The sequence below is a fragment of the Paenibacillus dauci genome (genome assembly GCF_000971985.1).
GTDB classification, from domain to species: domain Bacteria; phylum Bacillota; class Bacilli; order Paenibacillales; family Paenibacillaceae; genus Saccharibacillus; species Saccharibacillus dauci.
Genome location: NZ_LAQQ01000002.1, coordinates 556835 through 581066, shown reverse-complemented (window position 1 = coordinate 581066; position 24232 = coordinate 556835). Strand labels below are relative to the sequence as shown.

Genomic DNA, 24232 nt, shown 5'->3' with positions numbered 1-24232 from the left:
TGCTCGTCTACGCTTCTTCCATACAAGGTTAACAACATGAAAAATACCCCTTTGCATCAGCAAAAGGGTATTTTATAAGGCTTATTATCATACTATGAGGCGCATCTTATCGCAGCAAATCAGCCAATGGATCACGTGATGCTGCCGCAGCACTGCTGTTTAATGCCGCCGATGATCCAGAAGAAGCTTCTGCTTTTTCCAGCCCCAGACGACGAGTCATTTGTTCATTGATAGTGGACAGCTTGGCTGTATAGTCCTGACAGCTGCTAATAATCTCACGGTTGGAACGTTCGGATGTATCCAGCGCAGACATCAGATCGGAGATCGCCTGATTGACCGATTCCAGTGACATGGTCGGCTTTTTGAGCAGTTCGGCAGAGCGTTCGCTATTGGTTTTCAGCATCTCGGCATTGCGCTTGAACTGATCTTCGATCGTCTGGTTGACACTCTCTACCGCATTGGCTACCCGATCCTGATCTTCGATCGCCAGCGCGATCATGGCCGAGATCTTGATCAGATTGGCTGCTTTGTAGACCGAGTCATTCACTGAATCAATCAGTTTATCATTCGTATCATTAACGATATCAGTTGCGGCAATCGCCTGGTTGAACAACATAATATTTTCAGTCATCGACTGGATACGGGTAACGACTTTGCGCAGGCCACGCTCCAGATATACTTTGCGATGCTCATTTTCGGGCTTTTGGATCTCCGCTTCGAAAAGGGTTTTCAGCTCGCCACCCATAGCGATTTTGTACTGGAGATTATAGATCTCCTGCAGGGAATTGCGTTTGAGCGTACGCATGCTGATCATATTCTCTTCCAGTGTGTCCTTGCCGTCACGCAGTCCCTGTACAATCGCGTCTACGTTCTTGCTGACAGACTGATATTTGTAGACATAGTTTTTGATCGGAGACTTGCGCAGCAGCTTGCCGAACAGACTGACATTTTTGCTCTGCTGCAGCGCTTCGCATTCATCGCGCAAGGACAGGATCAGGTTGGATACCTGCTTGGACTTGCCTGACATCAGATCATTAACCGGACGATCCAGCATCTGCAGGGTCTGTGTCGCACGTTCCTGCGTCTGCATGCCGAGCTTGCCGACTTCATCCATCAGTACATCCAGACTTATGCTGTCAGCCTGTGCGACTTTCTGGATAATGACGCTTGCCTCCTGGGTAAGCTTTTGTTCATCTTCTTTTTTGAGACTTAACGGTGGAGTTGCCATCGCATTCTCCCCTTTCATCGATTTCAGCGATTCATCGCATACAGCACTCCTGGTACTTATTTCAGATATCAGGAATACCGCTGATGGATAATTTCCGCTCGGGACTGAAGTTCAATCAGGTCTTTATGTTCAATCGTTTTAACGATCTGAGTAATACGTTTATCAACATCTTTGATTCCGTCGAGCAGGATACGGCGGTTTTTGGTTTTGGCTTCGCCGCTTAGACGCAGGAACGGATTGATCACGCTGTTCAGATCTTTCAGCACCAATCGTTTGACGGTATGGTTAATATCATCATTGTGCATCTCGGCCAGCATTGGAATAACGCGCTGCAGACGCAGGAACAACGAGCAGGATTTCTCCACGATTTCGTTATCAAGATTATGCTTCTGCCCTTCCGAAATGATCATTTCTTCCAGCACATTCAGATACTCCAGCACGGGCTGGAATACCGGCGGAATCTCCGTCAGTTCCTGAGCCGGTACGCCGGCGGCGGAAGCTGCTGTTGCAGGCTGAGGAGTTGGCGGGGCAGCATTTCGGGCAGGACGTTCCGGTACCGTGTTTCTTCCTGGTTCAGGCAGCGGATTGCTGCGTTCCGGCCGAATCTGAGGCTCTGGCTGTGTAAATTCCATAGTCGGACGTGCTTTGTGATCTGACCGTGCAATCCCGTAGATAGAGCCTGCCAATGGGAACAACAGCGCGACATAACCAGGCACCCATATATCCAGTATACATCCGACGATATAACCTGCACCGCCAGCCAGTAACGTTCTGCCGATCATTTTGCCTTTACTCATCCATATTCACCTGCCTTTCCAGCTGAATCTATTTACTGTGCAGTCTGGCCTTGCATCAGAACAGGCTGCTCGACATAACTGGTTAATAATCCATATTCCGGTGTTTGCGGGGCTACAGTGTAACCCAGCGCCATTTTGACAGCCAGATAAGGGAAATTGACGCCGCTCAGACAGGTCATATGCAGACCGCCCGACATACGCGGGTTGATCTCCAGCGCCTTGGGAACATTCCCTTGATAAATCAATTGTAGATTATAATTATACGGAATTTTGTAAAACTGTGCCACTTTTCGGGCGATTTCCAGCAATTCAGGTACTTCTTCCAAAAGACGGGAACGCCCTCCGGCTTTACGCCTTGGAACGGCTGCTAACAGTTCGCCTTCCGGCGTTGCCAGACAGTCGATACTGTATTCATACCCTTCCAGCAGTTCCATGACCATAATTTCCGGAAAAGTATCGGTCTGTGATAATGCATGATACGCCTGTTCATAGGACATCTTGGCGCTCACGGTATCGAATAGTGCTGTTAGTGGATCGTAATAGGGATCGATAATGCGGAAGCCTACTCCGCCTTCCATCCGTGTCGGCTTGAAACATACGCTCAGCCCCATATCCCGCAGCTCTTCGTAGGCCTCTTTGAACTCCTCCGCCGTATGCACCAGACGATAATCCGGTACGATCATCAGATTGTTTTCCTCTGCAGAAAGGAAGAAGTTTCCTTTGTCCTCTACCCGGTCCAGTAGCTCCCGATCCGTGCAGCAGACAAGCTTCACACCCATTTCCGCAAAAGCATCCGCCGCTGCTACCACATAGCGCATGCCCCAGCGCGGTACAAACACCTCAATCTGATGACGACGGCAAAAGTCCAGACAATACTCTGCATAGGCTTCTCCTGTTAATACGGGTTCCACCTCCGTATGGTCGCAGGCACGCAGCGAGACATGCTCCGGATCGCGATGTGTACCGTAAATTTCGAATTCCATGCCGTCTTCATTATGGCGTACTGCATTAATGTAATGATATCCTACCGCAAAGCTGCGGTTGAACCAGATTCTAATTTTCCGTCCGCTCATAGTCCATGATTCCTTCCCTGTTCATGATATCCATTACAAATTGCAAAATATTTTCCGCTGCCTGAATGCCCGATTGTGCCGTAAATCCATAGTTGCCCTGCAGCTCGCCGCTTTGGAATCCGCGGTACAACTCTCCATGTGCCGGAGCAATCGCGTAATCTGCCTGATCCAGCAGTCCGCGGTCGAGCAGGGAATCGCCGGAAGCAATTACCTGGTCGGCTCCTGCCAGAAGCTTCACATGCTCGATCGCCCGATTCTTGCTAACCGGAAAAGGCACCAGATATACCTTTCTGCCCTGAATAGACAATCTCCAGCCCAGCTGCTCCAGCTCCGGCTGGATTGCCATTACCTGCTCATCCGGCATCCTATCCCGGTCAACCAGTACCGAGAAAAATGTATCTTCCCAGTAGCTTTCCCGGATAATCCATGACGGATCGGAGACCCGGTGAAAAGCCACTATTGCTTCAGTCGGCGGGGCTGCCTGATCACGAACATCCTGCATAACCTGTTCATGCCATTCCCTGTTCACCTGACCATCAATCAGAATATGTGCTCCATTGCTTGTAATCGCATATTTGGGAACAATCTGTTCACGAAAAATATGAATACGATGATACAGATCCAGTACCCGTGTCGTTACCGGTACAAAAGGAATCGACTCGGCAATCTGCTTCAACTGTTCCAAAGCCCGAATAGAAATATGGGAAATTATGCGTCCATCTACCTGTTCAGCCGCTATCATGATCCGGTCGTCCACATCCATGCCGCGGGAACGCTCCGAATAAATCAGGGTCTGGTCCAGATCACTTGCATAGATCAGCATCAGGAATGCTCCTCTCTCGGCTTGATAATACCGCAGCAGGAATAGGTCAGCTGCGGACATACTTCGATCTGGGCCTGGCGCTCACGGGCCAGCAGCAGAATATGACGCAGATTTGGATTGTCTTCCCGGTCGATCAGTATTTTCCAGGGTACACGGCGCAGCAGTACCCGCGTCGTCTCGCCTACACCTGGCTTGATCAGATTAATGTCATGAATCTGGTATTCCTGTTGAATCCAGCGGATATCTTCGATCCCCTGCCAGTTTGCCGGCTCGGGATGCTCCAGCAGTTCCTGTGCACGCAGCTCGGCTTGCTGCGCCACTGCCGGGAAATAGCGGCTGACCTGATCTACAAACGTATTCGACAGATCCTGATCCAGCCAATGTCTATAGAACTTCGATCCATGGAAATCATCTTCGCCAATCAGATCGTCCCGCAGTACAGTACGGCTCATCAGCCCCGATACCGTTGAATTCAGACAGGCACTTGGAATCAGAAAGTCTTCCCGGGTACCGTACGTATCCGAAGAACCTGCCGGATCGGCCAGTACTGCCAGATCATCGTGCAGATTAGTCTCGTATCGCTCGTTGAACTCGCGGCAGGACTGGATCAATACATTCCGAATAGCCCCTTTGCCAGTCCAGCCATCAATAAACTGAATCTGCTGCTCTACGCCATGCTTTTGCAAAATATATTTAAGGGCATTACTATCAATCCCTTTGCCCCGGATAATCGAAATGCTGTAATGCGGCAAATCCAGCTTGTATTTGTGCAGCAAATAGCGCTTGATCAGTACCCCAACCGGTGTACCGGCTCTGGCTAGAGACACCAGCACCGTCTGAGAGCCGCGCTTGCGCAGAATAAGTTCACTGACGACACCTGCAGCCAGCGCGACCTTTTCGGCGGAATCAGCCAGCGTACGCTGGAACAGATCGACATACTCGGCAGTCGGCTGGTATTCCTGCGGCAGCATTTCGGAATAATGGGTACCCGTCTGAATCGCTTCTTCCCGCTCTTCCGTTCCTCGCTCCAGCTCCACATCGCTCAGATCTTTCAGCAGAAAGACGGCATCGGCAGGAGCGTAGCTTCCGAGCGGCTTCGGATCAGCCAGCCTCGGCTGCTGCCAGGCCTGATGCATCTCGGTTGTCATAAGGATGTTCCTCCCTTTTCCGGACCACAGATCACGATATGAATCTGTCCAAACAACCCGCCCTGCAGACTGCGAATTAATGAATCCAGGTCTCCTGCCGGCACCTGACGCTCCAGAAATACAAATACTTCATCATAGGCACCCGGTACGAGATTGTATACATAATTAGTCACACTGCTGTCTTCCGGCGAATCAAAGGAATGCCCCGTACGAATCGGATAATTCGGTACATTGGACCGGTATACCGGGCTGCGCGTAGTGGAATGGTAAAAGACACCCTCGCCCAGCTCTGCACTGATCCTCATGGGGATATACATAAATTCTTCCGTTCCGAGACAGAGCGTACGTGTACCCTGCCGCTGTTCACGCAACAATGTTGCCGCCTGGTGGATACTGTGTGTGTTTCGAAGATTATCCTGCTCGTCTACACCGAATCGGCCGGTTCCTATAATAAATGGAGCGGTATGTAAGGTTCCCGATCCATCGACCGAATGACGATCTTCCAGCAGTTCGAACAAATGTCCCAGTTCGATCCGGTTCACCGGCGTCTCGGCTGTCAGACCAGAAGGAACGGCTGCGGGATGAGAGAGATCCGGCTTGCCTTCCACCTCAATCTGACCTTTTACCAGCGAGATCGGCGTGATGGTAATTCCCAGCTCCAGCTCCAGTTCCGCATATCGACGTACATTCTCCTCACTCCGCCAATCCAGCAGCGAAGCCACATAATAGACATGCCGTGGATGCTGTTCATGAATCGCGCGAATAATATTCAGCGCCGTTTTGCCTGTCGTAATCTCGTCATCTACGAGTACAATCGGATGCTCTCCGGCAATCATCCGCGCTTCTCTTGCATAGCAGCGGTGAGAGACAGCATGGGAGTGTTCCTCTTCAAACTGGATAAATGGTTCCTGTCCGACAATCTGGTGCCGGGTTGTATGTACATAGGTAGCTCCCCGGTTAAATGCTTCATACATGCTGTGTCCGAGTGCTGTTGCTGTCTCGGCAAATCCGATAAAAGCCAGTGGCACAGGGGTAGTCAGCTTTAGCTTCATCAGCTGTTGATAGGCTTGATCTACGTTCTCGCCCGAGGACAGTGCTACGATGATCTCCGGCAGCAGCTGCTCTACGGCAGGATCGGTCTCGGTCTGCATTTCGCGATACAGCAGCAGCGATAATGCTGCACCGCTCAGCAGCGACTGATATGGACGAACTGCCAGATGCTTGCCCAGCACTTTACTGACAAACAGAAAAGAGCGCTTGGGATTCACACGAGCAGCCATTTCAAACAGCTGCTCCATGGGAAGTCCGAACGGATTATGGTCCACTTGTACATGTACCGTCAATCCATCCAGAATGTTATACGTATACGTGCCGTTCTTGCTCTGAGAGTAAAGAGATGAAATGTTGTTGTTCATGCAGCACCCCGTATATTTGTGATCGGGCCATAATGCGACGGGCCCAGTTAAGATGTGGTTTGATCTCGTTCATTTTGTTGGCATATCCGCTTTTGAAGACGCCGAGCTCGCCCGTATTGTTGGCGATAATCCCCTGCGCATCTTCATACTCTTCCTGACGGACTGTATACAGCGACTGGACCAGGCCGATATGGGACGGATGGATAATGGTTTTGCCGATCATGCCGTTTTCCTTGTCCATGATGACTTCGCGGATCAGCCCGTCCACATGACGATTGATATATTCATTACGCAGCTTGCGGCCATCGGCTCCCAGCGCTTCCTCGAATGGAGACTGACGAATCTGCGGCTTCAATACACGTTCCCCGCTGGAAAAGTATTCCCAGACCGGACCCGAGATCACATACGGTGATTCCATCCGGCCAAATAGATTAATGATATCCGAGATACAATCCCGGATCGTCGTAATATCATAGATTGTCATATCCGAGCTGCGTCGCAATCCGAACAGACTGGAGAAGTCTGTCGCTCCGATACGAACATTCAGCACATAATCCTGATAGGCATCCAATACCCGCTTAATCGAGAGCAGTTCATCCAGACGGCTCTCCCGGTAAATGACCGCAGCAGTCTCCAGGATCGGCAGACCGTATAGTATGGGAGCACCTTCACGCCGGGCATGATTATACTTCGCAATCATGTCCAGATACTGTTCCCCGATAGCGGCACTGAACTTGGGCAGCATGATGCCGGTGATTTGCTCTATTCCATCCGCCATATAATGGATAATCCGCTGCAGCTGCTCCACACTTCTCACCCGTATAAATAGCAGTGGGATACGTAAACGGACAGAAGGATCCTTATCCATCACTTCCTGCAAATAGTGCACCTGCTCCACTAGCGAGTGTTCAGCGGCTTCCACCTGTTGATCTCCAATAGCATCCTCCAGATCGAATACCCAGGAGGTCAGACCACGGTGCCGCTGCGTCAGAATATCGCGGGCAATCGTCGGCCGGGTAGCTGGACAGTACAGCGCTGGGCCGATCGCATAAGCCAGCAGCTCCCGCTCGGAAGAATTATCATAGTGAACCGGGACGGAGTAGAACAATTCCTCTTCTTCCGCTTGTGATAAATAATTAAAGTAACGCATAACACCCCTCCTGAATAGGCCATGCCCCGGCTGCCTGATGTTGTCACCCGGCTAACCTTACAGATAAAATAAGCCCCTCCTGTATCGATCAGCAGGAGGGACGACAATGGTGCTCTAGAGCCGCACACAATAACAGAGGTGAATCACATGCTTTTCGGTTTACTTTCTTCCGGCGGTCCAGCGCATTCCCCAGCGGAACGCTTCATCCATCTGACGATGACCGGCAAAGTACTGCACGATTCGCTCAATGCTAAATGTCTCATTGCCTACATTTTGAATCATGGCAATCGCACACATTGGCTTGCCGTTATCATGTTCATCCAGACGCACGATAATATCCGGGCCATCCTTTTGATAAATGGTGACGACGCCATCCGCTTCTGTCCAGCGCGAAATGCCTTCATAGATAAAGGAAAAGACCAGAATACGCTGAATCTGTGCAATTTTGTTGCCATTGATCCGCATATTCTCACCGCCTGCGCGCGCGCCTGTACGGTCATCTGCGTCAAGCGCCACATACGGCTCGTAGTCCATATGTCCAAAGCTGTTACCCAGCGCTTGCACGACGCCCTTTGTACCATCCTTAAGCTCGTACAAACAGCCCAGATCCAGATCCGTGCCGCCGCTCCCCCGATTAAAGAAGCCTTTCTTTTGTACACGGTTCCAATTCAGATTGATCAGCAGCTCGCCCAGGGTACCGGCAGCCTTTTTCTGTAGGTTGATCACATCGCCTTTTTTCTTGAGCTCGATTTTGCGCAGATTCAGTGGTGCTGACTGCGGAGCTGGAGCAGGTGGTGCGGCTGGCGGTGGGACTTGTCGAACAGGGGCCTGCTGTACGGGCGATGGCGGTATCGGTGGTGGTGAAGGTGCAGCTGTAGGCGTATCTTCCACTTCTACGCCGTAACTGCGGCATAGCTCCTTAAGTCCGCCAAAATAACCTGCGCCGACCGCTGAGAATTTCCATTCGGATTGGTATCTATAGAACTCCCCAATAACAATAGCCGTCTCATTGGAGAAATGATTATCGAGATTATAGCGGAAAATCTCCGCCCCGGTATGCCCGTCTACAGCACGCAGGTACATCCCGCTTGCCTGACTGAACGTATACTTGCCGGTATCACTGTTATAAATGGTCAGGGTGACTGCAATTTTATGAACGCTCTGCGGCAGCGCGCTCATCGTAACCTGAAACTGACGCTGATCCTGACCGGCAGGGTTCTCCTGGTATGTAATAAATGAATTGCGGGGATTACCATAAAAGATCAGATCATCGTCACTGCTTACCCGTCCATCCTGCTGCAGCAGAAATGCAGAAGTATCCAGCTCCAGTGCTGCCGGCGCCTGCCAGCCCAACACAATATTCAGCTGACTTAATCCCGGATGTAGTTTGGTAACATCTGTTTTTTGCCCTTTGACTATGGATACACTCATCCTTGGACCTCTTCTCTGGAATCTGTCATGGAACTACCATAATATCGGCAGATTGTAAAATGGAATACAGGGCTGGTATGCACCCTGTATTCCATTACATCATTCTATTCAGTCTTAAACGTCCAATCCATAATTGCGGCACAACGCAGCCAGGCCGCCTGTAAATCCACTACCAATCGCCTGAAATTTCCAGTCACTGCCGTGCCGGTAAAATTCGCAAAATACAACAGCAGTCTCCGTCGAGAAATCTTCGCCCAGATCAAAGCGCAGCAGTTCCCTGCTGTCTGCTTCGTTGGCAACCCGAACGAACGCGGAGCTGACCTGACCAAAATTCTGGCCGCGGCTGTCTCCTTCATGAATAGTCACTGTAATGCCTACCCGTGAAATATTCGGTGGTACCAGACTGAAGTCAACGATGATCTGCTCGTCATCTCCATCGCCCTCGCCGGTACGGTTGTCACCCGTGTGCGCAACCGCTCCGCCATAAGCAATCAGATGATTGTAGAATACGAAGTCTTCTTCGGATTTGGCTTTGCCATCCTCATGCAGCAGGAAAGCACAGGCATCCAGATCAAAATCGGTGCCGCCGCTGTATTTGTTAATATCCCAGCCCAGACCGACGACGACTTTGGTCAGTCCGGGATTGGTTTTGGTTAGATCAATACGCTGTCCCTTGGCCAGGTTGATCGTCATGATAAGTTCGCCCCCTGCTCAGAAAAGTGATCGTCAAATGCGGTTTGGAGTTTGATTAGGCTTGCAGACCGTAATCGCGTACCAGACCTGCCAGACCATCTTTGTATCCATTACCGATTGCGCTGAATTTCCATTCACCAGCATGACGGTACAGTTCGCCGACAACTACGCCTGTCTCGATAGAGAAGTCTTCTCCCAGGTCAAAACGGATCAGCTCTTCGCCACTCAGCTCGCTCAGAATACGTACATAAGCGTTGGATACCTGACCAAAGTTCTGGTTTCTGGTATCAGCTTCATAGATAGTAATTGTAAAAGCAATTTTCTCTACTTCAGCAGGTACAGATGGCAGATCTACTTTTACTTGCTCATCATCGCCATCACCGGCGCCTGTACGGTTGTCACCACTATGCATAACAGAACCATTGGCGTTCTGTGGGTTATTGAAATAAATAAAGTCTTTGTCGCTTGCTACTTTACCTGCAGCATTGGCACAGAAAATGGATACGTCGAGGTCAAAGTCTCCGCCGCCATCGTATTTATTGGTGTCCCAGCCCAGACCGACGATTACTTTGGTCAGCCCCGGATTTGTTTTTGTCAGATCTACTTTTTGACCTTTGCTTAAGTTAATTGCCATTGTGAATTCCCTCTTTCGTTATAAGTATAGGTTAGAGTTATCTATTCGACTTCCAGAGATGACAGTGACTGTCTCCCGGATGCCGGCTTATACATATTGATTCGCGAGGATATCAACATGGGCTGCCTGTTTGCCTTGACCAATTGCATTGAATTTCCATTCGGAACCATTGCGGTAGATCTCACCGGTAATCAGTGCGGTCATGCCCGAATAATTATCTGTCAGATTGAAGCGTACCAGCTCTTCACCATTTTGTGCATTGGCTACCCGGATATAGGCGGACGCAATCATGCCGAAATCCTGCTTGCGCTGCTCTGCCTGATAAATGTTAACCACAACCAATACTTTATGAACATCTGCCGGGATTCTGGACAGATCAATAGCGATTTGTTCATCATCGCCATCTCCCTCACCTGTCCGGTTATCACCGCTGTGTTCTACCGATCCGCACTCGCTGCGCAGATTGTAGAAGCAGACCAGATTGCCTTTTTTGGTAAGTTTGTCATTTTCATTCAGCATCAGAGCAGAAGCATCACAGTCGATATCCGCCTTGGCTTTTTTCATGCCGAACAATCCGCGGGACTTCGTCTCTACCGGGTCCCAGCCCAGACCAACTGTCAGTTTGGTAAGACCACTTCTGCCTTTTGTCAGGTCGATCTTTTGTCCTTTGACCAGATTAATACTCATAAATGGATTAGAGCCTCCTCTTCGTGTTTCTATGTAATACTATGCTTGCGTGCGGAACGTTTCATCAATTTTGATTTTTCTACTTGTTATGATCCTTGCTGTACTCAAATGACCTTAATTAGGGTTCAGTTTATAGAGACCAACTTTATTTATTAGGTCATTAGTATTATAACGCGCAGCGGATTACCAAGTCCATTTTCACACACGTTAGTAAAAAGAAGATCATGGACTTTTGAGTATACATCATCTGGATTAACTGGTAATTATACGCTGGATCAACTGCCTGGCTGCCTTGCTCATATACCGGCTTTTAAGCCAGACCAGCGCGGGACGAGTACGGATGATCGCCTGCTGCAGGGGGATCACACACAGACGATCGGCATACACCTGCTGTATTTCCGATTCGGGTATCAGGGTCAGCCCCATTCCGGCAGCAGCAAAGGAAAATAATGCTGATATATCCGGACAATCCAGAACGACTCTCGGCTGCAGCTGACGCTGTTCAAATTCTCCGATAATGTTCTCGTAAGCACCCTCTCCCGACATCCTGCGAGCCAGCAGCAGTGGATATTCGGCAATCTGTTCCAGGGTCAGCGATTCAGTCTGGCATAATTCGGTCCACTCTCTCGGAACGACAGCCACAAAAGGGTCGTCGCTCAGCGGCATGATCTCATAATCCCGCTCGTCCTCTACCGGCAGCAGCAGCAGAGCAAAATCGATCTTGTGCTGATGCAGCAGCTCTTCAAGATGAGAAGTATCTCCATACAGAATTTTGTGATAGACCTCCGGGTAATCCCGATGAAATTCACTGATGTGCCGGGATACACGCGAGATACAGATTGAGGATGTACCGATCGTAATCGAACCGGTCAGCCCCTGATCCACATCACTGATCTCCTGCTGTATATTCTCCATCTCCCGCAGTAAGTGACGGGCACGCTCATATAGACGCTGTCCGGCCTGTGTCACTTCCCAGCGCTTGCCTTCCCGGTGAATCAATACTACGCCCAATTCCTCTTCCATCAGCCGCAGCTGCTGACTAAGCGGCGGCTGCGCCATATGAAGGGTTCGCGCAGCTCTGGTAATTTGCCCTTCTTCTATAATAATGCAGTAATAATGCAGCTGACGAATATCCATCATTCCGCCTACTTCCTTAAAATGTTTATTTACCCATCAATTAGTTATATATAACTGTAAACCTCTATCTACTTCCTAACTATTCTAAAGCCTACCTTAGGATGCTCTACAGTATACCTTTTGGATATGAACAGATTATTCATATGTAAAAGATATGCATTTTATACCTTATATATATTTTACATATATATCACTTCAACCTACACTATTAATATGACAACAATGACACAAGGAGATGCAAAAATGAAGATAATTGTCGGCATTACCGGTGCGACCGGTGCCATCTTCGGCGTACGCATCCTGCAAATGCTCAAGGAAGCCGGTGTGGAGACACATCTGGTAATGTCTTCCTGGGCTGCTGCCACTATTCAGCTGGAAACACCTTATTCGGTCAAAGACGTCGAACAGATGGCGGATCACCATTATTCCTATAAAGATCAGGCAGCCCTGATCTCCAGCGGTTCGTTTCGGACAGACGGGATGATCGTGGCTCCCTGCAGCATGAAGTCGCTCGCCTCGATCCGGATGGGGCTGGCAGACAATCTGCTAACCCGATCGGCTGATGTTGTACTCAAGGAACGCAAAAAGCTGCTCCTTCTGACACGGGAAACACCACTCAACAATATTCATCTGGAAAATATGCTGGAGCTGTCGCGCATGGGCACGATCATTATGCCACCGATGCCAGCCTTTTATAATCTGCCAGCCAGTATTGATGAGCTGGTCGATCATATCGCCTACCGCGCACTGGATCAATTCGGCATTCACCGGGACGAAGCCAAGCGCTGGAACGGGATTACCAAATAAAAAGGCCAATACGGATCATACAGGGATGGTACTCCATACCCCTGTTCTACTTACGGAATTCATCTTCATCCATATCATCTATACAAAGGAGCAATGCATAATGGCTTACCAGGACTTTCGTGATTTTCTAAATACACTGCAAAAAGAAGGACAACTGCTAAACGTCGATGAGCAGGTTAATCTGGAACCCGATATTTCCGCAGCAACAAGGGCACTGAACAATCTGGGAGATAAATCCCCTGCCCTGCTGTTCAACAATATCAACGGTTACGAGAAAAATAAAACACAGATCGCAATGAACGTGATCGGTTCCTGGCCGAATCATGCGCTTATGATGGGCATGCCCAAAAACACACCGCTCAAAGAGCAATTTTTCGAATTTGCCCGGCGGTATGATCAGTTCCCTGTACCGGTACAGCGTGAAGAAACGGCCCCATTTCATGAAGTGGAGCTGACCGAGAATATTAACCTGTTCGATATCCTTCCTCTGTTCCGTCTTAATCAGGGAGACGGCGGCTTCTATATCGACAAAGCCTGCGTAATCTCACGGGATCAGGAAGACCCCGAGCATTTTGGCAAGCAAAATGTAGGTATCTATCGACTGCAGGTCAAAGGCAAAGATCGTCTCGGTATCCAGCCGGTGCCGCAGCACGATATCGCGGTTCATCTGCGCCAGGCCGAAGAACGTGGTCAGAATCTACCTGTCGTTATCGCGCTGGGCTGCGAGCCTGTGATTACGACGGCAGCCGCTACCCCCCTCAAATATGATCAATCCGAATATGAAATGGCCGGTGCTATCCAGGGCGAACCATACCGGATCGTCAAAGCCAAAGATGCTGACCTCGATATTCCATGGGGTGCCGAAGTTGTACTGGAAGGCGAGATCCTGTGCGGCGAACGTGAATTTGAAGGGCCTTTTGGCGAATTCACCGGACACTATTCCGGTGGCCGTAGTATGCCGGTTATTCAGATCAATCGTGTCTATCATCGCCAGAACCCGATTTTTGAACATTTGTATATCGGTATGCCTTGGACCGAGACCGACTATATGATTGGTGTAAATACCAGTGTGCCGCTCTACCAGCAGCTCAAAGAAGCTTTCCCTAACGAAGTGGTAGCTGTCAATGCCATGTATACGCATGGTCTGGTCGCGATTATCTCGACCAAGCGCCGGTATGGTGGCTTTGCCAAGGCTGTCGGTATGCGCGCAATGACAACGCCGCACGGTCTCGGATACTGCAAAGTGGTTATCGTCGTCGACGAAGATGTCGATCCATTTAACCTGCCACAGGTCATGTGGGCGATCTCGACCAAGCTGCATCCAAAACATGATGCCGTGATTATTCCAGATCTATCCGTACTGCCGCTGGACCCTGGCTCCAACCCCGCCGGTATCACACACAAGATGATTCTCGACGCGACTACACCGCTCGCACCCGAGCAGCGTGGTCACTATTCCCAACCACTGGATTCTCCTCCAGGTGTTGAACAGTGGGAAAAGAAAATTATCGACCTGCTGAACCGTCAGCAGTCCTGATCACTGATGTTTACCACGGAGCACACTCGTACTCCTATTAATATCTATGTAATCCCTGATATCCATTCAACTACTTTTACGAACAAGGAGTGTATTCTCATGAATATTTGCCCACGATGCGGCTCGCGGCATACAGAACAGGTTGCTGCCTCTCCGGTAGCTGACGTATGGACTGTGCATATGTGCTCTACCTGTATTTTCACCTGGCGCTCAACCGAACCGGAACATATTACCAACCCGGACAAATATCTGCCTGCTTTTAAAGTGAACCAGGCAGACATTCCGCATGCTGCCCATGTTCCACCTATTCCAGCTCGCTTGGTCTAATCAGCAGCTATATCTATTTACGTATCTGCATGGCTATGCATCTATGCAGCTACAACAAAAAGCACCTGTCCATAAGAGGCAGGTGCTTTTTGTTGTATTCCTGTATGGTAATCAGCCCGTGTGACTGATGACATGTAATGATTCGGTATCGGGTAATCGGGTTGTTAACCTACATGCTTTTTGTGTTTGGCTGAATTTTCGAAAAAGTATAGGGACACCATATCTCCGATCGACAACAGGATAAAAGCAACAATCGCTGTACCAATCGAATCTTCCATACTGGCTTGCAGTCCGTAAAACCAGAATAAAAGGATAACTACCGCCGGAATGACATTGCCAATCAGACGCTTTTTCAAAAATGCAACAAAGGCTATGAACAGCCTATTCATGGTGAACCCTCCATAAGATGTAATGTGCTCCAGAATCTAATTTACCCCGGATAATGAATGTATAAACAGTAAAAAATGGTTTTTACAGGGAAATGTAAAATAAATATTAAATCAGCTGTTACGTACTTGTTTGACTCTTTACGCTTCTCTTGATCATCGCAGTACACCGGGCTTGCAATGGTATTCCATCGCCGTCTGCATATTTGTAGCAGAACCTCATTATTATGTATTTCAACCTGTAAAAACAGTGTATATTTTACCAAATCGCAACTGAATTTCTGTCGAAATTTAGCTATCTAAGCAGAAAAAAAGCGGGATACACCAAACAGGCCCTCTCCAGTGCTCCAGCAACTGGCGACAGCCTATTTTTGTAATATCTAATGATACTGTATGAAGGCACAGCAGTGCCTGGGAACGGACGTCACGACAAAAAACAAGCTTGGTTATTATCAACGAAAACAAGCATGCACAGTTAAACTGGGGCGCGTAACCGGGCAGAGCCTTATTCCGTGGAATTACTCTTGTAGAAGATTATGCCAGATGTTTTCAAAAAAACGGTTTTTTAAATTTTATCAACAGCTATTATTTTTATAGTGTGCTGTTGCTGTTGCTGTTGCTGTTGCTGTTGCTGTTGCTGTTGCTGTTGCTGTTGCTGTTGCTGTTGCTGTTGCTGAGCAAATGTTACCAGACAAGCAAAGTTGCATATATCAGTTGTACCTCATCTGCTATTTTTTATAAGTTTTATCATACGGCAGCGTTTATACAAAAAATAAAAACGTTTATTCCTGCCTGTTCGTCTATACAGTTAAGAAGGAAACCTCTTCCATATAAAAGAAAAGGCCCGATCGCAAGGATCAGGCTTCACTCGGTACTGCTCTATTATTCAGGAAATGTTATTGGTATTCTATGATATAAATTGCTGAACTACTTATGTGGTAAGTCTACTTGTACTGCTTAGTTGCTATACTTGCTATGGTCTTGCTGCTACTTGCTAAGTACTGCTCTACAATCTAATTTCACCGCTATGTCAAAAAGCTGCGTTCTTGTGTGGTTCATCCTCTGCCGCCCCCGCGGTATCGATCCAATGCGGTGAAATCATAGTGGCAGGTGAAACGTTACGGCAAACAGAGTGACAAGTCGAAAGTATCAGAATTCTATCTGTATGCTGCCTGATTACGATCGCCTGTATGTCTATTATTGCAGCAGTTTACAAAAAACCGACTTATTTTTTTTGTAATCACTCCCTTTTTTTTCATGTAATGATTCTATTCTGGAATTAATTCGCATGATATTTGCATGATTATGTAACGTTACCAAAAACGAACTCGGCAGCTTTTAAGTAACCTGTATAATAATAAAAATTATCTTTTTTTGGTAAAGTCAGGGGGAAATACCTCTGGATATCTCTGCTAATAACGCATCTGTGCTTCAATGCATGGTTGTACATAAAAGCATAATATATACAGATTACCCAATTCGGTAAATAATTTTTGGAACGTATTAGATCGGTCACTACGTAAAAGGTCATATAGGCCGTACAATAAATGGCAGCTCTTATATACAAACATCTACGTTAATTCAGGAGAAGAGGTGATCCGTATGGATAATCTGGTCACATTACGAACCGAACTGGAGCAGGAGATTGCCCGGCAGGGTTATTCTCTAAGCAGCTTCAGTAAAGCTTCGGGGATCAACCGAGGGATTCTGAGCGCTACCCTGAATGGTAATCCCCCCAAGCCGATGTCGATCAACCAGCTGGACAGGATGTCTATTACGCTTGGCAAGCCGGAAGGCTGGTTGTATGAACAGTTTATCGAAGAGAGCTTTAGCGAGCATGGCAAGGCCAACTGGCGCCGTATACGGCCACTGCTACTGCGATGTATGGAGATTCGTCGAAACGATTTGATTGAACGTACCCTGTATCTGCTGATGGAAGATCCCAATCATGTTGGACACGTCTTCGAGCTGGCTGAAGAACAGGTCCAAGCTGGCGCCACAGTGGAAACGGTTCCTTTTTATAAATGTGTAATTGAGAATGAGCGTAATTACCAGTCGGAGCGTCTGGCAGTTAGCCAGTACCGGGTTTTCCGTGCTTCGCTGGGACATAATATTGAAGAGAATCTGAAAGCCGCCCTGGCTTTTGAGCCGTTTCGACATCGGTTGCCGGATTATTTGAAGCTGGATGCATTATTAAAATTAACTATTGTAAACTATACGATTCGCAGTTGGGACAATGTTATTCAATTATCCCAAGAACTATATCAGGTTTCTAACCATATTCATAAGCAGAAATTGCACGCAAAAGCTAACAAAAAAGATTATAAACTCCCCTTTACGGAACGCCCTCTTATCGTATATTACGGTCAAAGTCAGCTTATGCAGTTTGTTGCGAATGAACATCTGGAGGAGTATGAACAAGCACGCGTACATTTAGCAAAATTCTCTGATCTTCATTGGTTTGAAGACGATCATCCGGAAAACGAAAAATATATTGAGCGATTTAATTTTTTTGCTATGTTCAACGCATTGAATTTAGAAATATTAACAGGTAATAAGAATAAATTGAATGAATATTTCGAATTATTAAAAAAGTATCCTGAGGAAGTCTTGCCTAGCCTTTTGATTATTATTAAAGCAGCTAATACTCATGGTTACGACATTGATCATTTTCTTACTTGTTATGATGATATTATCTATCCTGATGATATTAAAAATTATCTCATTAGCAATCTGGATAATGACAGACTTTATTATGAAGTTTCTGTAGGGATCACTCGTTATGTCAATATATATTATGAACTGGCTATCTATCACTGTGACCGCAACATGTACGATCAAAAATTGGAAAAGGTCTTGTACGCACTTGAAGCTAGCGTAGAAAAATATAACCGTGGACGGATTATGGACTGTTTGAACCTTTTTAAAAAACTTAGAGAACTCAAAAAATAAGCAGAATAATTCAGATGATATGCTTACTGCACTCTGCATACTGCGTTGAGTACGAGGTGACAACATGACAGAGTTAAAAACCCTCCGGCATGAATTAGAGAAAGAAATTCTCCAGCAGGGTTACAGTTTAAGCAGCTTTAGTCATACATCCGGCGTAAATCGCGGTGTCTTGAGTGCTACGCTAAACAGCAGTACGCCAAGACCGATCTCGATCAATCAATTAGATCGAATGAATATGGCTTTGGGTAAACCTGAAGGTTGGCTTTATGAATTATTTATTGAAGAATGCCTTTCTCTAGAGCAAAATCCCAACTGGCGGCGTGTTCGCCCATTGATTGTACGCTGTGTAGAGCTACAACGGAGTGATTTGATAGATCGTATTCTTTATTTGCTTTTGGAAGATCCCTCTTATATCGACGAGGTATTTTGTCTAGCCGAGAACTTGATTCAAAAAGAAGAAAAATTAGCAATTTTATTATACAGATACGTTATTGAGTATGAGCGTAATTCACATTCTAAACGGCTTGTTGTAAGTCATTACCGTATCTTTAAATCATTGATTGGAAATAATATCGAAACTAACCTGAAGGCAGCTTTAACTTTTGCTCCTTATCGCAATCTTCTACCCATTCAGATGCAGCTGGACGCCTTATTAAAACTCGCCAATATTTATTACTCATTGCAAGATTGGGAACAGACTGTAAATATGGCAGATGAAATCTATATACTTAGCTTTAAGGTCTATCAACTAAGAATGCAGGCCAGACAAGATCAACGAGTAATTCCTTTTCTTGATCTGGAACGACCTCTTGTTGTGTATTATGGGCAAGGTCTACTACTTAAATGTGCGGTGTATGAACAAGAAGAAATGTACGATAAGGCGCAGGTATATGTAGATTTATTTGCAGATTTGCAGTGGTTTGAGGATGAGCATGTTGACAATCAATACTATATTGATCGTTTTCAATTCTACTCCATAATTCATACTATGAATCTGGAACTGCTGACCGGCAAGGAACAGAGGCTCGACAGATACCTGCAGATTCTGGAACAACATCCACAGGAAGTTTTGCCTTCTACGCTAATCATTCTAGAAGCAGCTAACAAATATGGATACAATATTGATCAACTGCTTAGTCGCTACGAAGATATTATTTATCATGCCGATATTCTGGATTATCTCATAGCCGGAAGCAAAGCCAGATATAATTATCAGGATGTGACTATAGGTATTAATCGGTATATAAATCTCTATTATCAACTGGCTATTTATCACTGCGATCGTAATATATATGACGAACGTCTGGAAAAAATCCTTTATACGCTTGAATCTACAATTGAACGGTACAATCGCGGACGCATTATGGACTGCCTTCATCTTTTCAAAAAGCTACGTCAATTGACCGGATCTTTGGAAAAATAAATATAAGGTATGGCTCTATACCTATACTTTAGTGATTCAGCACAGGATTGAGGTAAAATCTTCAGGTACTAAGTTATTGAGTAATCAGCATATTGTTATATACTCCGAATTCTATGATTATATAAGCTTTTTTCTTCAAGAAAAGGAGTGATCATCAGTGAAACGTATCCTAACCGTTCGTGAAATACTGACAAAAGAAATGCGTTCACAACACTACACCATTAATTCTTTTAGCAAAGCATCTGGAATTAATAGAGGCGTGTTGAGCGCTACTCTAAATAGTAACCCACCTCGGCCCATCTCAGTGAATCAACTCGATCGTATGGGAGAAACACTGGGCAAACCTGAAGGGTGGCTTTACGAACAATTTATTGAAGAATCTTGTTTGCAGAATATCAAAGTGAATTGGAGAAGAGTGCGTCCCCTTCTCCTTCGTTGTATACAACTAAATCAGATCGAATTCATAGATCAAATCATGAATTGGATACTGGAGGATGCATCTTATCTTTCCCAGATTTTTGAATTAGCAGAGCAGTTAACAACTGATGGACAGCTTCAAGCTGCCCTTCCTCTCTATAGAAGCATTATTCAATATGAGCGTAATTATCAATCAGAGCAATTAGCAGTTAGCCAGTATCGTATCTTCCAGGCTGCTGCTGGAGAAATGATCGGTCAGAGTTTCAAAGCAGCGCTTGTATTCAAGCCTTATTGTGCGAACTTACCTGAGCATCTAATGCTGGATGCTCTCCTTAAGCTGGCCAATGTTTATTTTACAGTTAAAGACTGGGAAGCTGTGCACAATTGTGCCAACAAATTAATGGAACTTAGTCACTCTATATACGCTCGCGAGTATCAACATCAATCAGCAACCCACCAACTTACCAGAGTGAAAACAAGTCGACCTCTGGTTGTTTACTATGGTCAAAGTTATCTGATTAAGTTTGCGGTTGCCGAGCTTACCCAGAACTATCAGGAAGCAGATGATTACCTTCCCAAATTTTCGGATTTAAGTTGGTTTGAAGGGCTGGATGAGGAAGGCCGTAATGAAGTCGAAAAGTTTACAATGTATGCTGATATTAATTCTTTGAATATGAAGCTGCTACGAGGTGACCAAACCGTATTACCCAAATATAAAGAGCTTTTAGTCAAGTATCCTGGTGAAGTTTTGGCTAGTGTGAATGTGATCTTGCATGCAGCCAATATGCATGGATTTAACGTAGATGACATTCTGGAGACTTATCACGAACATATCTATTCATTCGATTCGATCAATTTAATAGCAAGGTTTGAATCTGTGGATCATAACTATAAAGATCTATCTATAGGGATCAGCCGCTATATCGATCTGTATTACGAACTTGCTTTATATCACTTTAATCAAAAATTGTATAACAAGAACCTGGAATCTATTCTGGATATATTAGAGTATGTCGTTCAAAACTATAGTTATGAGCATGTATTAAACAGCCACACTCTACTAAAAAAAAATGAGGGAAATGAATCACGATGGCTTTAAGTCTCAGGCATATTAATAAATATGATAACTATATATGAAACCGTGTTTTGGAGATGATCATCATGCAGAAGACTCAACATTTCATTCATATTATTGAGAAAGAAATACGACATCAGGGATTTTCCTCCATCAACCATTTCAGTAAAGTATCCGGTGTAAATAGAGGCGTGTTAAGTGCTACTCTGAATGAATATTCACCAAAGTCTATGTCGATTCAGCAGTTGGATCAAATGACTATCGCATTGAAAAAGCCTCCAGGTTGGCTATACGATGAATTTCTGGAAGAATACTTCTTAACCAAAGCTAAAATAAACTGGCGTAAATTAAAGCCTTTTCTGATTCGCTGTATACAGCTGAACAGAATCGATAATATTCATTGCATATTACAGCGTTTGGCTTCGATCCCAGGTCAGCTCAATCATATATTTGAGCTGGCTGAAGAAATGGCACATAAGGAGCCCGCTTATACAACTGTTCGTGACTTGTATGAGACCGTTATCCGCCATGAAAAAGATCATCATTCCGAGAAGTTGGCAATCAGCCATTACCGCATTTTCATTATGGAGATTGGACTCGATTTGGAAAAGAATTATCGAGCAGCTATTAATTTTGAACCTTTTTATCAAAAGCTGCCTATTCATCTCAAACTGGATGCATTGCTGAAGCTTGCTTTCCATTCGTATATATTGCAGGATTGGAATCGTGTCAAAAAACATGCGGTTGAATTACATCAGCTATCTTCGTCTGTATATGATCAACTATATTCCAGTAATCCTAATCCAACAAGCCCTCTTCTATCCTCCCTGCTCCGCCCTCTAGTTGTCTATTACGGACAGAGTTATTTACTTCGCTTTTGTGCTCTTGAACTCGAAGGGAAATACGAGGAAGCGAGAGAATACTTGGAGCCATTTAGAGATCTCAGCTGGTTCCAAGGCTTGGACGAATTAGGTAAAACAGAAGTTCGTAAATTCAATTTGTATGCCAAGTTTAACGAATATAATCTTGAACTATTACAAGGAAATCGAGACATTCTGCCTCATTATCTGGAACTTATGGAACAGCATCCTCTTGAGATTCTCCCCAGCCTATTCATCCTGTTAAAGGCGAGCAATATACATCATTGGGATATCGACTATATACTTGCCAGGTATACTCACATTATTTACCCTGTAGATATGCTTGAAAGCATTAATATCAGAAAGTCGTATACCGCACAGGCTGATCTGAATCGTCACGTTCATATTTACTACCAGCTGGCTCTGTATCATCTAAATCGCAATAAATCACTGGAGCAGTTGGATGTTATTTTATCAGCACTGGAAACAACTATTCAGAACTTTAACAACTCCAGAATCGTCGATTGTCTTGCACTACTTCACAAGCTACGTACGATTCCTAAAATGGAAACCAAATAGCCAATTTACTGCTAGCTGTCTATCCTCCGTGATAAGACAGCTTTTCATTTATGATACCTAAATTTGGATCAATCCATTAAAAGTAATTGACCGCAGTTCAAACCGTAATATATAATGTAATAAATTTGAAGATCATGGGTTTACTGGGGCGCAACAAACGGGAAACTTTCGGAATAAAGGGGTGTGTTCGGTTATGATTACCAACACCACAACCATACGACTTGAGATTGAAAAAGGTATTCGACAAAAGGGCCATTCACTCAGCAGTTTTGGTAAGCTGGCTGGAATTAACCGCGGGATTATCAGCGGTATTTTGAATGGTAATCCGCCCAAATCGATTTCCATCCGCCAACTGGATCTAATGGCCCAAGCACTGGGCCACCCTGAAGGCTGGATGTATGAGTATTATGTGGATGAATGCTTTATCAATGAAAAGGCTGACTGGCGACGGATTAAAGCATTTTTGTTAAGATGTACAGAGATTGGTAGATATGACTGTATTCAGGCGGTATTGGATCGCTTGATGGAAGATTTATCGAATACGGTTTCTGTATTTGGTTTGGCTGAAGAATTGTATGAAGAAGGAAAAGTGAAAGAGTCTCTGCCTTTTTATGAATGCGTTATCGAGAATGAGAAGCATCAGCATTCGGAGAGACTGGCGATTGCTCATTATCGTGTATTTAGAGCTTCTATTGGTGAAAATACTGAACAGAGCTTACGAGCTGTAATCAGATTCGAACCTTATCGTAATAGACTTCCTGAAAATATGATGCTAGATGCTTTATTGCAGCTAGGGAATATTTATTATAATTTTCAAGATTGGAATCTTCTACAAAATTGTGCCGATGAACTTCAATCTCTTGTAAAGACTGTTTACAAAAGCGAATCAGAAAAGTTCAAAAACACCGGGATTTTTCCTGTATTAAATACTGAACGTGAATTAGTTGTCTATTATGGTCAAGGCTATTTAATCAAAGCTACTGCGCTTGAACACTTAGGACGATATGAGGAAGCCAAAAATTTCATCCTAAAATATGCTGATTTGAGTGATTTTCAACTATTAAATGATAAAGGTTTACAAGAAGTCGATAAATTTAAATTATACGCAAATGCCAATTTAAATAATCTAGAATTACTAATGGGCAATACTAAAGGACTCGATGATTATGTGAATTTTATTCAAGAGAATCCTAAAGAAACTCTTCCTAGCATGCTGATAATTGTAAATTCAGCTAATAAACATCATTTTAATATTGATCACATAATTGATCAATTTCATGACATTATTTATCAAAAGGTCGCGATAGATAGAAATGTTTATCCTGTTATTACTAGTAGCAGATTAATGGTATTGTATCATCAACTTTCTATTTATTATTTTCACAATAATGAATACAATAAAGGTATAGCTGATATATTAAGAAGTTTAGCTCTTGCTGTAAAAGTAGTTAATAAAAATAGAATATTAGATTGTATTTCTTTATTTGAGCATTTCAAACCCTATGCTAGTTCCGGACAGAAAAAGATTTATGAGACTATTCTAAAGGAGGTTAATAACAATGAAAAAAGCTATGATATTTCTAGCCTTAATTTTTCTGATTAGCTCTTCATCTTTACTAGGAGGAATTGATCACATAAGCAACGTTGAAAACT

21 protein-coding genes are annotated in these 24232 nt (G+C 45.2%); 8 read left to right on the top strand and 13 right to left on the bottom strand.

From position 1 onward, the window contains the following. Positions 1-106 precede the first annotated feature (106 nt). The 12 genes from WH46_RS16880 to WH46_RS16825 all read right to left on the bottom strand — a co-directional run bounded on the left by WH46_RS16880 (position 107) and on the right by WH46_RS16825 (position 12219). On the bottom strand, positions 107-1228 hold the full coding sequence (locus tag WH46_RS16880; RefSeq protein ID WP_046227608.1) for a toxic anion resistance protein: 1122 nt from the start codon (positions 1226-1228) through the stop codon (positions 107-109). Between the two features lie 68 nt (positions 1229-1296). Next, positions 1297-2025: a hypothetical protein gene (locus WH46_RS16875; protein ID WP_052714273.1), complete on the bottom strand. Its 729-nt coding sequence runs from the start codon at positions 2023-2025 to the stop codon at positions 1297-1299. Positions 2026-2057: 32 nt separating this feature from the next. Then, the gene (locus WH46_RS16870) at positions 2058-3098 is read right to left on the bottom strand and encodes an ATP-grasp domain-containing protein (RefSeq protein WP_046227607.1); all 1041 of its coding nucleotides are present in this window, start codon (positions 3096-3098) and stop codon (positions 2058-2060) included. Beyond that, a complete protein-coding gene (locus WH46_RS16865) occupies positions 3079-3921 on the bottom strand; it encodes an HAD family hydrolase (RefSeq protein WP_231584372.1) in 843 nt (280 codons plus the stop codon). Before WH46_RS16865 ends, WH46_RS16870 begins: the two co-directional genes overlap by 20 nt. Beyond that, positions 3921-5069 carry a cysteine protease StiP family protein gene (locus WH46_RS16860; protein ID WP_046227606.1) on the bottom strand — a complete coding sequence of 383 codons (1149 nt, stop codon included), beginning with the start codon at positions 5067-5069 and terminating at the stop codon, positions 3921-3923. Before WH46_RS16860 ends, WH46_RS16865 begins: the two co-directional genes overlap by 1 nt. Continuing rightward, positions 5066-6484 carry a phosphoribosyltransferase family protein gene (locus tag WH46_RS16855; protein WP_046227605.1) on the bottom strand — a complete coding sequence of 473 codons (1419 nt, stop codon included), beginning with the start codon at positions 6482-6484 and terminating at the stop codon, positions 5066-5068. Before WH46_RS16855 ends, WH46_RS16860 begins: the two co-directional genes overlap by 4 nt. Beyond that, complete coding sequence (locus tag WH46_RS16850) at positions 6426-7634, bottom strand: HpcH/HpaI aldolase/citrate lyase family protein (RefSeq protein WP_046227604.1); 1209 nt, start codon at positions 7632-7634, stop codon at positions 6426-6428. The genes WH46_RS16855 and WH46_RS16850 overlap by 59 nt, the downstream gene beginning before the upstream one ends. A gap of 159 nt (positions 7635-7793) precedes the next feature. Continuing rightward, positions 7794-9065, bottom strand: coding sequence for a TerD family protein (locus WH46_RS16845; protein ID WP_046227603.1), 1272 nt, complete (start codon positions 9063-9065; stop codon positions 7794-7796). Positions 9066-9179: 114 nt separating this feature from the next. Further along, positions 9180-9758, bottom strand: a complete 579-nt coding sequence (locus tag WH46_RS16840; RefSeq protein WP_046227602.1) for a TerD family protein — start codon at positions 9756-9758, stop codon at positions 9180-9182. Positions 9759-9813: 55 nt separating this feature from the next. Further along, positions 9814-10392 (bottom strand): TerD family protein, encoded by a 579-nt coding sequence (locus WH46_RS16835; RefSeq protein WP_046227601.1) that lies wholly within the window; start codon positions 10390-10392, stop codon positions 9814-9816. Positions 10393-10479: 87 nt separating this feature from the next. After that, the gene (locus WH46_RS16830; RefSeq protein ID WP_017811072.1) at positions 10480-11079 is read right to left on the bottom strand and encodes a TerD family protein; all 600 of its coding nucleotides are present in this window, start codon (positions 11077-11079) and stop codon (positions 10480-10482) included. 252 nt (positions 11080-11331) lie between these two features. After that, positions 11332-12219, bottom strand: a complete 888-nt coding sequence (locus WH46_RS16825) for a LysR family transcriptional regulator (RefSeq protein ID WP_082208436.1) — start codon at positions 12217-12219, stop codon at positions 11332-11334. 210 nt (positions 12220-12429) lie between these two features. On the opposite strand from WH46_RS16825, the gene WH46_RS16820 reads away from it, so the two are divergent. The 3 genes from WH46_RS16820 (at position 12430) to WH46_RS16810 (ending at position 14887) form a co-directional block, all read left to right on the top strand. Beyond that, positions 12430-13023: a non-oxidative hydroxyarylic acid decarboxylases subunit B gene (locus WH46_RS16820; RefSeq protein ID WP_026135961.1), complete on the top strand. Its 594-nt coding sequence runs from the start codon at positions 12430-12432 to the stop codon at positions 13021-13023. A gap of 100 nt (positions 13024-13123) precedes the next feature. After that, the gene (locus WH46_RS16815; protein ID WP_046227600.1) at positions 13124-14560 is read left to right on the top strand and encodes a non-oxidative hydroxyarylic acid decarboxylases subunit C; all 1437 of its coding nucleotides are present in this window, start codon (positions 13124-13126) and stop codon (positions 14558-14560) included. A gap of 99 nt (positions 14561-14659) precedes the next feature. Next, positions 14660-14887, top strand: coding sequence for a non-oxidative hydroxyarylic acid decarboxylases subunit D (locus tag WH46_RS16810; RefSeq protein ID WP_046227599.1), 228 nt, complete (start codon positions 14660-14662; stop codon positions 14885-14887). A 164-nt stretch (positions 14888-15051) separates the two neighbouring features. On the opposite strand, the gene WH46_RS16805 is transcribed toward WH46_RS16810, so the two are convergent. Beyond that, a complete protein-coding gene (locus tag WH46_RS16805; protein WP_017811077.1) occupies positions 15052-15276 on the bottom strand; it encodes a hypothetical protein in 225 nt (74 codons plus the stop codon). 1599 nt (positions 15277-16875) lie between these two features. Between WH46_RS16805 and WH46_RS16800 the strand changes: the two genes are divergently transcribed. From WH46_RS16800 to WH46_RS16780, 5 genes are all read left to right on the top strand, one after another. After that, complete coding sequence (locus WH46_RS16800; RefSeq protein WP_046227598.1) at positions 16876-18225, top strand: hypothetical protein; 1350 nt, start codon at positions 16876-16878, stop codon at positions 18223-18225. A 64-nt stretch (positions 18226-18289) separates the two neighbouring features. Further along, on the top strand, positions 18290-19648 hold the full coding sequence (locus WH46_RS16795; RefSeq protein ID WP_052714272.1) for a hypothetical protein: 1359 nt from the start codon (positions 18290-18292) through the stop codon (positions 19646-19648). Between the two features lie 157 nt (positions 19649-19805). Then, positions 19806-21164: a hypothetical protein gene (locus WH46_RS16790; RefSeq protein ID WP_052714271.1), complete on the top strand. Its 1359-nt coding sequence runs from the start codon at positions 19806-19808 to the stop codon at positions 21162-21164. A 62-nt stretch (positions 21165-21226) separates the two neighbouring features. Beyond that, entirely contained in the window at positions 21227-22579 is a 1353-nt protein-coding gene (locus WH46_RS16785) for a hypothetical protein (protein ID WP_052714270.1), read from the top strand. Positions 22580-22772: 193 nt separating this feature from the next. Beyond that, on the top strand, positions 22773-24182 hold the full coding sequence (locus WH46_RS16780) for a helix-turn-helix transcriptional regulator (RefSeq protein ID WP_046227597.1): 1410 nt from the start codon (positions 22773-22775) through the stop codon (positions 24180-24182). Positions 24183-24232 lie beyond the last annotated feature (50 nt).